Source organism: Corynebacterium sp. HMSC073B01, assembly GCF_001838255.1.
GTDB classification, from domain to species: domain Bacteria; phylum Actinomycetota; class Actinomycetes; order Mycobacteriales; family Mycobacteriaceae; genus Corynebacterium; species Corynebacterium jeikeium_D.
In genome coordinates this window covers 1-15,634 of sequence record NZ_KV836168.1, presented here as the reverse complement: position 1 = coordinate 15,634, position 15,634 = coordinate 1, and the positions used below count along the sequence as shown (strand labels likewise).

The 15,634-nt window shown below is 58.8% G+C and carries 10 protein-coding genes and 3 tRNA genes; all 13 read right to left on the bottom strand.

Annotated elements, in window-relative coordinates; all coding sequences use genetic code 11:
- Positions 1–20: 20 nt before the first annotated feature.
- Positions 21–3,992, bottom strand: coding sequence for a DNA-directed RNA polymerase subunit beta' (locus tag HMPREF2849_RS06690; RefSeq protein ID WP_016422050.1), 3,972 nt, complete (start codon positions 3,990–3,992; stop codon positions 21–23).
- Positions 3,993–4,140: 148 nt separating this feature from the next.
- Positions 4,141–7,629, bottom strand: coding sequence for a DNA-directed RNA polymerase subunit beta (locus tag HMPREF2849_RS06685; RefSeq protein WP_042388391.1), 3,489 nt, complete (start codon positions 7,627–7,629; stop codon positions 4,141–4,143).
- Between the two features lie 433 nt (positions 7,630–8,062).
- Positions 8,063–9,028 (bottom strand): cell envelope lipid trafficking protein PgfA, encoded by a 966-nt coding sequence (locus tag HMPREF2849_RS06680; RefSeq protein ID WP_042388387.1) that lies wholly within the window; start codon positions 9,026–9,028, stop codon positions 8,063–8,065.
- Between the two features lie 223 nt (positions 9,029–9,251).
- A complete protein-coding gene (rplL, locus tag HMPREF2849_RS06675; protein WP_016422047.1) occupies positions 9,252–9,635 on the bottom strand; it encodes a 50S ribosomal protein L7/L12 in 384 nt (127 codons plus the stop codon).
- 124 nt (positions 9,636–9,759) lie between these two features.
- Positions 9,760–10,272, bottom strand: a complete 513-nt coding sequence (rplJ, locus tag HMPREF2849_RS06670; RefSeq protein WP_016422046.1) for a 50S ribosomal protein L10 — start codon at positions 10,270–10,272, stop codon at positions 9,760–9,762.
- A gap of 387 nt (positions 10,273–10,659) precedes the next feature.
- Positions 10,660–11,292: a hypothetical protein gene (locus tag HMPREF2849_RS06665; RefSeq protein WP_042388383.1), complete on the bottom strand. Its 633-nt coding sequence runs from the start codon at positions 11,290–11,292 to the stop codon at positions 10,660–10,662.
- A gap of 253 nt (positions 11,293–11,545) precedes the next feature.
- A complete protein-coding gene (gene rplA / locus HMPREF2849_RS06660; RefSeq protein ID WP_016422044.1) occupies positions 11,546–12,250 on the bottom strand; it encodes a 50S ribosomal protein L1 in 705 nt (234 codons plus the stop codon).
- A 101-nt stretch (positions 12,251–12,351) separates the two neighbouring features.
- Positions 12,352–12,789 carry a 50S ribosomal protein L11 gene (rplK, locus tag HMPREF2849_RS06655; protein ID WP_016422043.1) on the bottom strand — a complete coding sequence of 146 codons (438 nt, stop codon included), beginning with the start codon at positions 12,787–12,789 and terminating at the stop codon, positions 12,352–12,354.
- Positions 12,790–13,127: 338 nt separating this feature from the next.
- Positions 13,128–14,000, bottom strand: coding sequence for a transcription termination/antitermination protein NusG (gene nusG / locus HMPREF2849_RS06650; protein ID WP_070438075.1), 873 nt, complete (start codon positions 13,998–14,000; stop codon positions 13,128–13,130).
- 191 nt (positions 14,001–14,191) lie between these two features.
- Positions 14,192–14,500, bottom strand: a complete 309-nt coding sequence (secE, locus tag HMPREF2849_RS06645; protein WP_016422041.1) for a preprotein translocase subunit SecE — start codon at positions 14,498–14,500, stop codon at positions 14,192–14,194.
- A 443-nt stretch (positions 14,501–14,943) separates the two neighbouring features.
- Positions 14,944–15,016 (bottom strand) — tRNA-Trp (locus tag HMPREF2849_RS06640).
- Between the two features lie 103 nt (positions 15,017–15,119).
- Positions 15,120–15,193, bottom strand: a tRNA-Met gene (locus HMPREF2849_RS06635).
- A 39-nt stretch (positions 15,194–15,232) separates the two neighbouring features.
- Positions 15,233–15,305 (bottom strand) — tRNA-Thr (locus HMPREF2849_RS06630).
- Between the last annotated feature and the right edge of the window lie 329 nt (positions 15,306–15,634).

Below are 15,634 nucleotides of genomic sequence, written 5' to 3'. Positions count from 1 at the left end.
TGCCGCAAAGCTATTGATTTCTACTCGAAGGTTCCGATGTCATCCAGCGGAACTGCGGAACCGACCTGATCGATGCCGTAGGTGTCCTCGGCACCGTAGAAGCCCTCGCCGAAGGAAGCGAACGGGGCGGCTGCCTGGCGGGCAGCTTCCTCAGTCGGCTCAACCGTGATGTTGCGGTAGCGCGAGATACCCGTACCAGCCGGGATCAGCTTACCGATGATCACGTTCTCCTTCAGGCCGATGAGCTTATCCGAGCGCTTGTTGATAGCGGCGTCGGTAAGCACGCGCGTCGTCTCCTGGAAGGAGGCGGCGGACAGCCAGGACTCGGTGGCCAGCGATGCCTTGGTAATACCCATCAGCACGCGACGGCCTTCGATGACGCTGCCACCGGAGGCGACAATCTCGCGGTTCTTCGCCATGACCGTGGAGCGCTCGACCAGTGCACCTGGCAGCAGTTCGGAGTCACCTGGCTTAGACACAATCACGCGGCGCAGCATCTGGCTGACGATAACCTCGATGTGCTTGTCGTGAATGGCCACACCCTGATCACGGTAGACCGACTGGACTTCCTCGATGAGGTGGCGCTGGACGCCTCGGCGGCCCAGAACCTCGAGGACCTCGTGCGGATCGGCAGCGCCCTTGAGCAGCTGCTGACCCTTGACCACATGGTCACCATCGCGGATGGCGCGACGACGGCCATCGACAGTGATTTCAGCCAGGCCCTGACGCTTGGACAGCTTGTCGTAAACAACCTCGTCTTCGCTGTTGGCATCCGGGATGAGGGTGAGCGTGTAGAAGTGCTCGTCCTCCTCCAGGCGCACGCGACCGTTTTCGCGGACCAGCGGAGCCTTGTTCTTCGGCACGCGGGCCTCAAACAGCTCCTGGACACGCGGCAGACCACCGGTAATGTCGCCACCGACACCACCCTGGTGGAACGTACGCATGGTCAGCTGGGTACCCGGCTCACCAATGGACTGCGCAGCAACAATACCGACAGCCTCTCCGATGTCGACCAGCTTGCCGGTTGCCATCGAGCGACCGTAACACTTGGCACAGACACCGGTTGCGGTGGAACAGGTCAGAACCGAGCGGACCTTGACTTCCTTGACACCGTGGCTGAGAGCCAGGGTGATGTGGTCGTCGTTCAGGTCGGTGTCAGCCGCGATAAGGACATTGCCCTCAGCGTCGGTGACATCGGCTGCCAGCACACGAGCAATCGCGGCGGTCTCGACATACTTCGCACGACGGATCTCGCCGGTCGGGTTGCCGGCTGCGTCCAGAACATCCTCGCCGATCTCGACAATGACACCATCGTGGGTGCCACAGTCCTCTTCGCGAACGATGACGTCCTGCGCAACGTCGACCAGACGACGGGTCAGGTAACCCGAGTCAGCGGTACGAAGCGCGGTATCGGCCAGACCCTTACGGGAACCGTGCGAGTTGTTGAAGTACTCGAGAACCGACAGGCCTTCGCGGAAGGAGGTCTTAATCGGACGGGTGATGTATTCACCACGCGGGTTCGTAACCATACCCTTCATGCCGGCCAGCGAGTGAATCTGGCCCATGTTACCGGCAGCACCCGACTTCACGATCATCGGAATCGGATTGTCATCCGGGTACAGAGCCTCGACCTTTTCACCGACCTCAGCCGTCGCAGCCTTCCACAGGTTAACCAGCGACTCGTGACGCTCAGCAGCCGAGAGCTTACCGCGGCGGAACTTCTTCTCCACCGTGGCGGCCTTCTCTTCGTAGCCGTTTAGGATCTCCCGCTTGTTCGGGAGAACCAGCACGTCAGACATAGCAATGGTGACACCAGAACGGGTAGCCCAGTAGAAGCCAGCATCCTTGAGCTTGTCGACGGTCTGAGCGACCGTGATCATCGGGTACTTGGCAGCCAAGTCGTTGATGATCGCAGCCTGCGGCTTCTTAGCCATAACGCCTTCGACGTATGGGTAGTTCCACGGCAGCAGGTCGTTGAACATAACGCGGCCCAGCGTGGTCGAAGCCAGCCAGGTATCGCCCTTGTTCCAACCGTCTGGGAACTGCTCGGCCTCAATCTCGGCCGGCGGACGCAGGTGGCTGATGCGCACCTTAATCGGGCTCTGCAGACCAATTGCACCGCGGTCGTAAGCCATGATGGCCTCGGCCGGGCTGGTGTAAATACCCTGCTCCGGTGCGTCCTCGGTGGCATCCTGGTGGCCACCCGGCAGCTCCGGCTTCTCCAGCGTCAGGAAGTACAGGCCAGTGACCATATCCAGACGCGGCATAGCCAGCGGCTTACCGGAAGCCGGCGACAGAATGTTGTTCGAGGACAGCATCAGGACGCGAGCCTCGGCCTGTGCTTCAGCGGACAGCGGCAGGTGGACTGCCATCTGGTCACCGTCGAAGTCGGCGTTGAAAGCCTCACATGCCAGTGGGTGCAGCTGAATTGCCTTACCCTCAACCAGGACCGGCTCGAAAGCCTGAATACCCAGGCGGTGCAGCGTAGGTGCACGGTTCAGCAGGACCGGGTGTCCGGTAATGACATCTTCGAGGACGTCCCACACCTCTGGGCGCTGACGCTCAACCATGCGCTTCGCGCTCTTGATGTTCTGCGCGTAGCTCTTGGCCACGAGCTCCTTCATCACGAACGGCTTGAACAGCTCAAGTGCCATCAGCTTCGGCAGACCACACTGGTGCAGCTTCAGCTGCGGGCCGACGATAATAACCGAACGGCCGGAGTAGTCAACACGCTTACCCAGCAGGTTCTGACGGAAACGACCCTGCTTACCCTTGAGCAGGTCGCTCAGGGACTTCAGCGGGCGGTTACCCGGACCAGTGACCGGGCGGCCGCGACGTCCATTGTCGAACAGTGCGTCAACGGATTCCTGAAGCATGCGCTTCTCGTTGTTGACGATGATCTCCGGAGCGCCGAGGTCGATCATGCGCTTCAGGCGGTTGTTGCGGTTGATGACACGACGGTAGAGGTCGTTCAAGTCCGAGGTCGCAAAGCGGCCACCGTCGAGCTGCACCATCGGGCGCAGCTCCGGCGGAATCACCGGGATGCAGTCGAGCACCATAGCGGCTGGGTCGTTGCCGGACTGCAGGAATGCAGTGACAACCTTCAGGCGCTTGAGGGCGCGCATCTTCTTCTGACCCTTGCCGTCGCGAATAATCTCGCGCAGCTCCTCGGCCTCCTTGGCCAGGTCGAAGTTGCGGATCAGGGTCTGAATAGCCTCAGCACCCATACCACCGGTGAAGTAGTCCTCGTAGCGGTCGACGAGCTCGGTGTAAATACCCTCGTCGATAATCATCTGCTTCGGCTCGAGCTTGATGAAGGTGTTCCAAATCTCATCGAGACGATCCAGCTCGCGCTGGGCGCGCTCACGGATGTGGCGCATCTCGCGCTCGGCTGCAGACTGAACCTTCTTGCGGGCGTCAGCCTTGGCACCGGCTGCCTCGAGCTCAGCCAGATCCTCTTCCAGGGTCTGGGCGCGTTCGGCCAGCTCCTGGTCGCGGTCGTCCTCAACCAGCTTCTTGTCCACGAGCATGTCTGCTTCGAGGGTTTCCTGGTCGTTGTGGCGAGCCTCTTCATCCACAGAAGTGATGATGTTGGCAGCGAAGTAGATGATCTTTTCCAAATCCTTCGGAGCCAAATCGAGCAGGTAGCCGAGGCGAGACGGCACACCCTTGAAGTACCAGATGTGAGTGACCGGAGCGGCCAGCTCAATGTGGCCCATGCGCTCACGGCGAACCTTCGACTTGGTCACCTCAACGCCACAGCGTTCACAGATGATGCCCTTGAAGCGAACGCGCTTGTACTTACCACAAGCACACTCCCAGTCACGGGTCGGGCCGAAGATACGCTCACAGAAAAGGCCATCCTTTTCCGGCTTCAGCGTACGGTAGTTAATCGTCTCGGGCTTCTTGACCTCACCGCGAGACCAGCGGCGGATGTCGTCGGCGGTAGCGAGCCCAATCCGGAGCTCGTCAAAGTTGTTGACGTCGAGCACCTGTTTTCCCTTTCCCTCCGCATCGAAGTAATGCGGAAACCAAATTCTCTGCGGAGGTTTTTGTACGTTGTCGTCTGTGTTGGGTTATTCGCGAGTTAGGGCTTCCCGACCCTGATACTCACGCAATGTTTCGTCGTTAAGCGAGAAACTATGCGGAGTCAGCGTCAGAACGCTCGTCGCGGGACAGGTTAATGCCGAGGGAAGCGGTCGCGTGGTCGAGTTCCTCATCGTCGGAGGAGCCCAACTCAACCGGAACGCCGTCGGCCGAAAGGACCTCAACGTTCAGGCAGAGCGACTGCAGTTCCTTCAGAAGCACCTTGAACGACTCCGGAATACCCGGATCCGGAATGTTGTCGCCCTTCACGATTGCCTCGTAGACCTTGACGCGGCCAACCACGTCATCGGACTTGATAGTGAGCAGCTCCTGCAGGGTGTAGGCAGCGCCGTATGCCTGCATTGCCCACACCTCCATCTCACCGAAGCGCTGACCACCGAACTGAGCCTTACCACCCAGCGGCTGCTGGGTAATCATGGAGTACGGACCGGTGGAACGAGCGTGAATCTTCTCGTCGACCAGGTGGTGCAGCTTCAGCATGTACATGTAGCCCACCGAAACCGGGAACGGGAACTTCTCGCCAGAGCGGCCGTCGAACAGCGTGGCCTTACCGTCAGCGTTGACCAGCACCTCGCCGTCACGGTTCGGGCGGGACGACGCGAGCAGACCAGCGAGCTCCTCGTTCTCAGCACCGTCGAACACTGGGGTTGCGACCAGGGAGTCGGACGGAACGTCGTGCAGGTCAGCCGGAAGACGCTTAGCCCAATCCGGGTCGCCCTCAATGCTCCAGCCGGCCTTCGCCAGCCAGCCGAGGTGAACCTCGAGGACCTGGCCGATGTTCATACGACGCGGAACACCGTGGGTGTTCAGAATGATGTCGACCGGGGTGCCGTCCGGCAGGAACGGCATATCCTCCTGCGGCAGGATTTTGCCGATAACACCCTTGTTACCGTGGCGACCTGCCATCTTGTCGCCGTCCTGAATCTTGCGCTTCTGCGCAACGTAGACGCGGACCATCTCGTTGACACCCGGTGCCAGGTCGTCATCGTCTTCACGGGAGAAGACGCGGACGCCGATGACCTTGCCGGACTCACCGTGCGGAACACGCATGGAGGTGTCACGGACCTCGCGGGACTTCTCGCCGAAGATAGCGCGCAGCAGGCGCTCCTCCGGAGTCAGCTCAGTCTCGCCCTTCGGCGTGGTCTTAGCGACCAGGATGTCACCGTCGCGAACGTCGGCACCGATGCGGACGATACCGCGGTCATCCAGATCCTTCAGCATCTCCTCGGATGCGTTCGGGATGTCACGGGTGATTTCCTCCGGACCCAGCTTGGTGTCGCGGGCATCAATCTCATGCTCCTCGATGTGAATCGAGGTCAGGATGTCCTCCTCAACCATGCGCTGGTTCAGGATGATGGCGTCCTCGTAGTTGTGTCCTTCCCACGGCATGAATGCCACGAGCAGGTTCTTACCAAGTGCCATCTCACCGTTGTCGGTACCCGGACCATCAGCGATGACCTGGCCGGCCTCAACACGCTGGCCTTCGTCAACCAGTGGCTTCTGGTTGTAGCAGGTGCCCTGGTTGGTGCGTTCGAACTTGCGCAGCAGGTAGGTGTGGCGCTGGCCCTCATCGTCCATGATGGTGATGAAGTCTGCCGACACCGTCTCGACCACACCGGTGGCCGAAGCGACAATGACATCGCCGGCGTCGTAAGCAGCACGCTGCTCCATACCGGTACCGACGAACGGAGCCTCCGAACGCAGCAGCGGCACAGCCTGACGCTGCATGTTCGCACCCATCAGGGCACGGTTAGCGTCGTCGTGCTCGAGGAACGGAATCATGGCGGTAGCCACGGAGACCATCTGACGCGGGGAAACATCGAGGTAGTCGACCTCATCGGCGCGGACGGACTCGACGTCACCACCCTTCTTACGAACAGACAGGGTCTCCTGAACGAAGTGGCCGTTCTCGTCGATCGGGGTGTTGGCCTGCGCGACGACGTAGCGGTCTTCCTCATCAGCGGTGAGGTAGTCGACCTCGTCGGTGATGACACCATCGCGGACGCGACGGTACGGAGTCTCAATGAAACCGAACGGGTTCACGCGTGCGTAGCAGGACAGCGAACCAATCAGGCCAATGTTCGGACCCTCTGGGGTCTCAATTGGACACATGCGACCGTAGTGGGACGGGTGAACGTCTCGAACCTCAAGGCCAGCACGGTCACGGGTCAGACCACCCGGGCCCAGTGCGGACAGACGACGCTTGTGGGTCAGGCCCGACAGCGAGTTGTTCTGGTCCATGAACTGGGACAGCTGGGAAGTACCGAAGAACTCACGGATAGCCGCGGAAACCGGGCGCACGTTAATCAGGGTGGTCGGCTGGATCGACTCCACGTCCTGAGTGGTCATGCGCTCACGAACCACGCGTTCCATGCGGGACAGACCCACGCGGACCTGGTTCTGAATCAGCTCGCCTACGGTACGCAGACGACGGTTACCGAAGTGGTCGATATCGTCGGTCTCAACCGGGATTTCGACGCCTTCCGGCGAGGTCATAACATTCTCGCCGTCGTGCAGACGCACGAGGTATTCGATGGTGGTAGCAATATCCTGCTCGGTCAGAACCATCTCGCCGGAGGCATCAGCGCCCAGGCCCAGCTTGCGGTTGACCTTGTAGCGACCGACCTTAGCCAGGTCGTAGCGCTTCGGTTTGAAGAAGTTGTTCTCCAGCAGAGCCAGCGCGGACTCGCGCGTCGGCGGCTCACCCGGGCGCTGCTTGCGGTAAATCTCCAGCAGGGCCTCGTCGGTGTTTGCAACACCGTCCTTCTCCAGGGTGGCCATCATGATCTCAGAGAAGCCGAAGCGCTCCTTGATCTCCTCGGTGGTCCAGCCGAAAGCCTTCAGCAGAACCGTGACCGGCTGGCGACGCTTACGGTCAATACGAACGCCGACGGTGTCCCGCTTGTCGACGTCGAACTCCAGCCACGCACCGCGCGACGGAATAATCTTCACCGAGTGCAGCGGGCGCTCGGTGGACTTGTCGATGGTCTCATCGAAGTAGACGCCCGGAGAGCGCACCAGCTGAGAAACAACGACACGCTCAGTTCCGTTGACGATGAACGTACCCTTGTCCGTCATCATCGGGAAGTCACCGATGAAGACGGTCTGGCTCTTGATCTCACCGGTCTCGCGGTTGGTGAACTCCGCGGTGACGTAGAGGGGAGCCGAGTAGTTGATGTCCTTATCCTTGGACTCATCCACGGTGTTCTTGACGGAGTCGAACCATGGGTCCGACAGCGTCAGGGACATCTTCTGGGAGTAGTCCTCGATCGGAGAGAGCTCTTCTAGAATATCTTCGAGACCGCTGGTAACCCGAGCGTCTTCTCCGAGCTCCTCCTGGCGACGAGCACGCCACTCAGGCGTGCCAATGAGCCATGCGAAAGACTCACGCTGCAGGTCGAGCAGACCAGGAACCGCAATCGGCTCCTGAATCTTTGCAAACGAGTACCTCTTCGAAGCTCCGGGAATACCGGTTACTGCCTTGGTCTGGCGGGAGACTGCCAAGATGCGTCCTTCCAGCACCTCACGCGGTGGAGCACACCGGCAACCGGTGGTGCGCTCCGCCCGCTTGGTTTATACGCGATTCAAGTTGCAGGAATTATTTCTGTTGCGCACCGGGATACTTTGCGTCTAACCTTTGGTCACACACGAAAGTGATTCCCCCGCCACTTGGCCTCCAAGACCAGCCTTTAAAGGCGAGCCCCCGAGCCCTAACGGCGGCGTCGCAGCAACTCCTTTAACAGCTAGATGCACGAAAAACGGTGCTACATAATAGCCCCGCGCTCCGAGCGCAAACTATAAAAGAGCTGGCGACAGATACACTAATTCCAGCGCAACGATTTAGCCTATATCAAAAACTGGCAGTTGTCTAGTACAACTTGACAAATCGGGCGTGTCGCATTCACCCGTTACCGATATAACGATGAGGCCTGGGCGCTATGGCCGTCGTAAAGCGTTACTCTGTTTTACGACGGGTCGAAGGACGCACGATACCCACGATTGCGATGAATACCAGAATCGAACCGGACGCAATGAGGCCGATTGACCACGGCTCTAGAGCTGGGCGCTGGAAATTCTGTATTGCGCCAAAGAGAAGCTGATTGGAAAGGCCTTCGTCCATCTTGCCGTTGAAGCGCAGGTAGTCCATGATCGGCTCGCCATCGCGGGTCTCCCACCAAAGGTGGATGTCCTCGGCCATATCGATGACCGAGCCAGACTTGGGCTCAACCCACAAATCACGGGTGCCCTGGTACTGGAGGAAGCCGGACTTGTCATCCTGGGTTAGCTGAGAGACGTAAGAACGGTACTTCTGGGCGAGATTCGTCTTCTCAATGTCCTGACGGAAATGCAGGACACGGTTACCGCCGCGCTCCTCTTCCCCGACAAACTTTGCCGGCAAGGAATCGTGGAGGAGATCATCAAAGATCAGGTATTCCTTTTCCTCCGTGTCGGCCGGAAGCTTCACCCAGTTCCCCTCGAAAGCCACTGACCGTGGAACGCCTGCCATGCGGTCGACAAGCGTCGCAGGAGCCAGCGCCTCGCCAGTGAGGCGGTCGATGGTAACTGTCCAGATATTGGCCTCGATAAGCTCCGTCAGCGGGTCGGTGCCTATGACCTCAGGGGGAAGCTCACGCATTTCAGTCACACCGACACGGAGCGAAACCTTGTCCGCATCCGCGGGTTCGATGAGCACGCCATGGAGCTGTCGCTGCAGCGGCGAGTGCACTTCCTCCCGCTTGCCCTCTTCGTTAATCCTGGTGGATACGCCGTCTTCCGCCCGCAGGGTATACGACACCGGCGGCAGGTCAAGCGGCATTTTGGGATCAACATTGAGCACTTTGGGCAGCAAAATGCCAGCAGCAAGCAGTGCGGTGCCTAGACCCAACAGAAGGATAGACAAAATTCTCGGCCGTGAGAGCATGTTAGATACTTTACAGGCCAATAAGGGTAATCAAGACAATGAGTGGGCTGGTTTTTGCCTCAACTCCCTGTGACGGGTGAGATTAGTGAGGTTTTGCCCGGGTCAGGTGGGTTAGCAAAGGCCCCAGATACAAAAGAACCGCCAACCCCGGGCACGAAGCCCAGAACTGGCGGTCAGAATTGGTAGCTTTAGGCCACTACCGGGGCCGAGGCAAGTAATTGAATTACTTGAGGGCAACCTTTGCGCCAGCCTCTTCCAGCTTAGCCTTAGCAGCCTCAGCGTCGTCCTTGGAAGCACCCTCCAGGATAGCCTTCGGAGCGGACTCAACCATCTCCTTAGCCTCCTTCAGGCCCAGGCCGGAGACGATCTCACGGACAGCCTTAATAACGCCGATCTTCTTAGCGCCAGCGTCCTCGAGGACGACGTCGAACTCGTCCTTCTCCTCAGCAGCAGCCTCGCCGCCAGCAGCGCCTGCAGCAGCAACTGCAACCGGAGCAGCAGCGGTGACGTCGAACTCTTCCTCGAAAGCCTTCTTGAACTCGGTGAGCTCAACGAGGGTCATTTCCTTGAAAGCCTCGAGCAGTTCCTCAGTGGTGTACTTAGCCATGGATATTCTCCTATGAGTGTGGTGCGGCCGCTCCCCTCAGAGATCCCTGGGGTCGAAGCCGTCAAAGTGATATTGAAAAGTTTTTCGCGTGATTTAGTTCGCGTAGATCGCGAGCCGCTCGGGATTACTTCTTTTCCTCGAGTGCCGCAGCAAGGCGGGCAACCGAGGAGGTCGGAGCGTCGAGCAGGCCAGCGACGTTCGCCAGAACGCCGTTGAAGGCACCAGCCAGCTTTGCCAGCGTGGTCTCACGGTTATCCATATCCGCAAGAGCCTCGAACTGTGCTGCATCCATCGCAGCACCGTCCATGTAGCCGCCCTTGATCACGAGGTTCTTGTTGTCACCGGCGAACTTCTTAATCGCCTTAGCCGCATCCACAGCCTCGCCCTTGATGAAGGCGACTGCAGTCGGGCCGTTCAGGTGCTCATCAAGACCCTCAATCCCTGCCTCGTCGGCAGCGATCTTGATCATGGTGTTCTTGGCGACGGAGTACTTAACATCAGCACCGAGGGCGCGACGCAGTTCCGTGATTTCCGCAACGGACAGGCCGCGGTACTCAGTCAGCACGATAGCGTTGGACTCTTCGACGTCCTGCTTCAGCGCTGCAACAGCTGCAATCTTCTCAGCATTTGCTGCCATGTGTACTCTCGCCTCCTTCCTGGTCTTTGCAATTTTCCGCTCGGCCAAGTGAAGGATTCTTTTGCGCAAATACAACAAACGCCCCAATCCTCGCACAAGGATGGGGCGCACAATTCTTGTGGCGTGTTCCACTTCAACTCCGCCAACCCCAAGGCCAGCAGGTGAAGTCAAACTGCGCAAGCGCTTCCAAGTCCTCCTGCGTGGGCCACTCACTGTATTCCTACAATGAAACCTTCAATCCGCTTCTTTCAAAGCGAATGACCGACGGTCTTCGGTGAAACTTGAGTACCAACCTCCATCTTCCCAACTCGATGTTGGTACCGATTGGAAGCCGGTCAAACTTCGTGAAGAAACTCTATACCAGACCCAGGCAATTAACCAAATCGCCTATCCAAACCGCGCCGCACCTGGCTCTCCGAAGCGGCCGAACTCCAGGTCCTTCTCACGTTGCTGGACAATCATCTCGAGCTCGGCAAAGTACGCATTCAGGTTGTCGTCGGCAAGCCAGAGCACTTGGTCGGCGTAGTCGAGCACCACGCGCACCATGTCGTCGGGATGTGCGTCCAATCTGGCGGCGTCGAGAATATCCACGGTGAGTGTCAGTGCCACGCGCACAACCGGCGGGATCTGCGATGCCAGGCACTGCTGCGCCACGACATTGCGCAGCTCGACGGCCTCCATCCGCGCGATGATGCGCAACAGCCGCACGACCACGACCTGCGCCGCCCGAGCTTGCAGAGCTTCCTCCTCACTCATCCCCGGAAGCACCACAGAGTCCTGGATATTGCGGCGAAGGACCTCAGCTACGCGCTCGTCCTCCCCTAGCCCCGTCAGTACCTCGCCCAGCAGAGTCTGTCCCGCGATGCGCAGGCAGGGCATGTCATAGGCGTCGTCGCCCAACGAGTCGAGATACGAGATGAGCTGCGATTCAATAATTCCGGAACCGTCGTCGAGCTGCGCCAGGCGATTAATCTCGCCGAGCGCCTCCAGCCCTTCTTCGGGTTCCAAAATTAACGTCATAGTCGCGATTTTAAGCAACAAACTTTGGCTGTGAGTCCATTTCGCCTGGATTAGTTGTTTGGATTAGCAATTCGCTTTACGACGTCTACCGCGCCCAAGCCCCCACCGCGCTATCGATACCCCTTATGCCAATGCAAAACCGCCACCTCACACACTCTGGAAAGTGCGCGCGGCGGCGGTTTTAAAGAGCTTTGCTCAGAGTCACTCTCGAGTGACTCGTGAAGAGCACACTCGCCTATCGGCTGATGCTGATTTAGGCGGTGTAGTCCTTGATCACACTGGTGTCAACCGGGATGCCCGGGCCGTTGGTGGCGGAGACGGTGATCTTCTTCAGGTACTTACCCTTAGCAGCGGACGGCTTGAGGCGCATCAGCTCGTCGATAAGCGCACCGTAGTTCTCGGCCAGCTTCTCAGCGTCGAAGGAAGCCTTACCGATAACAGCCTGCAGGTTTGCAGCCTTGTCAACGCGGAAGGAAATCTTACCGCCCTTGATCTCGGTGACAGCCTTAGCGACATCCGGGGTAACGGTGCCGGTCTTCGGGTTCGGCATCAGACCACGCGGGCCGAGGATGCGAGCCACGCGACCAACCTTGGCCATCTGGTCCGGGGTAGCGATAGCAGCGTCGAAGTCGGTCCAGCCGCCCTGAATCTTCTCGATCAGCTCCTCGGAGCCAACGAAGTCAGCGCCGGCCTCTTCAGCCTTGGTGGCGTTCTCGCCAGCAGCGAAAACGACAACGCGGACGGTCTTACCGGTGCCGTTCGGCAGGGAGACAGTGCCGCGAACCAGCTGGTCAGCCTTGCGCGGGTCAACGCCCAGGCGGATGGCGACGTCGATGGTGGCGTCGTAGTTCTTGGAGGAAGTCTCCTTGGCCAGGTTAGCGGCCTCGAGCGGAGAGTAAATGCGGCCGGCGTCGATCTTCTCGGCGGCGGCGCGGTATGCCTTAGAGTTCTTGCTCATGAAAAGTCCAATCTCAATTAAGTGAAATGGTTGGATTGTGGTGTGTAGCGGGCCGAAGCTGGCCCTACCACTTGATGAAGGAGCAGCTAAACGCTGACGGTTTACTTAGCGCCCTCGACGGTGATGCCCATGGAACGAGCGGTACCGGCGATGATGCGTGCACCCATCTCGATGTCGTTAGCGTTCAGGTCCGGCTTCTTCAGCTCGGCGATTTCCTTGCACTGCTCCCAGGTCACGGAACCGACCTTGTTGGTGTGCGGAACGCCAGAGCCCTTCTGAATGCCAGCGGCCTTCAGCAGCAGCTTAGCTGCCGGCGGGGTCTTCAGAACGAAGGTGAAGGAGCGGTCTTCGTAGACAGAGATTTCAACCGGGACAACGTTGCCACGCTGGTTCTCAGTTGCTGCGTTGTAAGCCTTGCAGAACTCCATGATGTTGACACCATGAGCACCCAGTGCCGGACCAACCGGCGGAGCCGGGTTAGCCTGACCAGCCTGGATCTGCAGCTTAATAATCGCAGAAAGCTTCTTCTTCGGAGCCATCGGATTAACCTACTTCCTAGTTACCGGGGCACGCCGCCCCGATGAAAAGGCGACTCACCCCGTCCGGATGCCGACGCTTTACGACGACCCTTGCGCCCTCGACCATCATGGCCACTGGCGCTGGTCATTGAGTTGGTGCCAGCCACCGGGGATACGAATTACTTGGCGCATCTGTGCTCAAGGCACAAAAATGCACGCCTGGCTACGTTACCGCAGCGTATGGCGTGCATCAAAATCCGTTACCGGATTGGTTGCGCGAGCGAGCTAGCTGGTGCCTTGCTCGGCGCTTGGCTTGGCGGTGCTCTCCGCTTGGCTCTGCGCCTGGCTTGAGGTCGGGCCTAGTTCAGCTTCTCGACCTCATCGATGCCCAGCTCGACCGGGGTCTCACGGCCGAAGATGGAAACCAGAGCCTTCATGCGGCCGGTGTCCGGGTCGATCTCGGAGATGGTCGCAGCCACAGATGCGAACGGACCGGACAGGATGGTGACGGACTCGCCGACCTCGTAGTCGATGGCGACGGCCTTCTTCTCCGCCTGCGGCGCCGCTGCGACAGCCAGCTCACCGTCGGCATTTGCAGCTTCTTCAGCGGCGTCCGCGGTGATGGTCTCCTTCGGCATGAGGAACTTAGCGACCTCGCGAATCTTGACCTTGGACGGCTGGCCCTCGCTACCGACGAAGGAAGTAACACCCGGGGTGTCGCGGACGACGGACCAGGACGGGTCATCCAGGCTCATACGAACCAGAACGTAGCCCGGCAGCAGCTTGCGCTTAACGATCTTCTTCTTGCCGTCGTCCTTGCGCTCTTCGACTTCCTCAACCGGAACGATGACCTCGTGGATCTGCTCATCGACACCCATGGTCTGGGCGCGCATTTCCAGGTTGGTCTTCACCTTGTTCTCGTAGCCGGAGTAGCACTGGATGATGTACCAGTCGCCCGGACGACGCTTGAGCTCACGCTGGAACTCGCGCAGGCGCTTACGGTACTCGGCATCTGCGTCAGCAGCTGCCTGTGCCTCAGCGTCAGCGGCAGTCTCCTCTGCCGGCGCTGCTTCTGCTGCAGCAGTGTCAGCTGCGGCTGCGTCGGCTGCGGCTGCGTCGGCTGCACCCTCGGCCGGAGCTTCTACCTGAGCCGGTGCGCCCTGCGCATCCTGCTCAGTTGCGGCAGCATCCGCGGACTGGGCGTCGGAGAAAATATTCTGACCATCATTCATGTCGTGCTAACCCCTCTTGTATCTACATCAACGGTTCGCGACATTGGCATCTTCGCCTAAAGAGTCTTAAGAGCCAATATGCCATCCGCAATCACTTCGCACAGCCAGACACCAGCTGCGCTAACGAATAATCCCGCCGTCCGGAACTCGGAGGCGGGATGAAAAGCATCACTGCGAAACAGTATAACCGATTACTTGCCCAACACCGATCGGACACCCAGACCGGCCAGCGTGTCCACACCCCACACGAGAGCGATCATGGCAATCAGGAACAGAATCACGATGATGCTGTAGGTGACCATCTGGCGGCCGGTCGGCCAAATCACCTTGCGCAGCTCGTCAACAACCTGCTTGATGAAAACCAAAGGGTTACGAGTCGAAAGCTCGTTGGTCTCCTTCTCACGCGCAGGCTTCTTCGCCACGGTGGTCTGCGCGCCCGTCGCCTGGCGCTTACCGGACGGGCGAGCCGCCGCCTGGAAAGTCTGGTTTTCCTCAGACACGATGCTCCTTCGCTACTTCGTGCATATGAGACCTAAAGATACTGCACAGTGAAACTCAAACGTGAATTCTTCAAGGGCAAACTCCGGGGAAGTTCTCCGGAGCCAAGCCCCCACTGTGCAGAGCAAGTCTGGTTCAGTGCGTAAATTCTAGCCGATAATCCACACTATCGAAGAAATGCCCTTCGTGGGAACCGCAGGCTTCGAGATTCGATTCTGACAACCCCAAAGAGCCACGGGCTGCTCGCTTCGGCCGCTCGCTCGGGGATGCGAACTTGGGGCTGCAAATGTGAAACTGTATGGGTTTATGACACTTTCAAGCCATTTTTCGGGCTGTTTTTGTCATAAACGCAGTCAGTAACTCGCATTGCCCCACCGCCACCGAACATAAACGAAAAACCCGCCACCCAGACGCATTTTCATACGCCCTGGATGACGGGTACTTGCAGGGGCGACAGGACTCGAACCTGCAACCTGCGGTTTTGGAGACCGCTGCTCTACCAATTGAGCCACGCCCCTTCACCACCAGCGAAAGAACTTTTCAGTCCTTAGCTGACAATGTCCCACCTTACTGCATTGCTGCATAATCAAGGCGGGGTTCGACGAACATCACTGTCCGTAGTAGCGATGGGGGGGATCGAACCCCCGACCTCACGATTATGAGTCGTGCGCTCTCACCATCTGAGCTACATCGCCCCTATTCTCTACCGGACATAAGTCCGTATAAAAGAACAGAGCCCCCTGACAGAATCGAACTGTCGACCTTTTCCTTACCATGGAAACGCTCTGCCGACTGAGCTAAGGGGGCATCAGCATCCGTTAAACCCAGCACGTAACTCTGTGGCCAATTGTTGACCGCTTCGTTTCGCTCTGTGCTCTCCGTGAAGCCTTGCAAAGATTAACCCGAAATCACCACTAAGCACAAATCAGCAGGTAGGCAGTGGTATTTCTTGTCACGTTTGCAGACATTTGGCGCGCACTTATGGATAATCTATTCACTTATCGATGAGCCCCAGCGGAACCATAAGTGAATAGCTCATCGATGAGTGGCTGACCTCTAACTCGAGCCTCTAACTCGAGCCCCTGCCCCCCGCTTAATCCAGAGCCGGGTTAAGTAAAGAAAAGTGTGTCCGCATG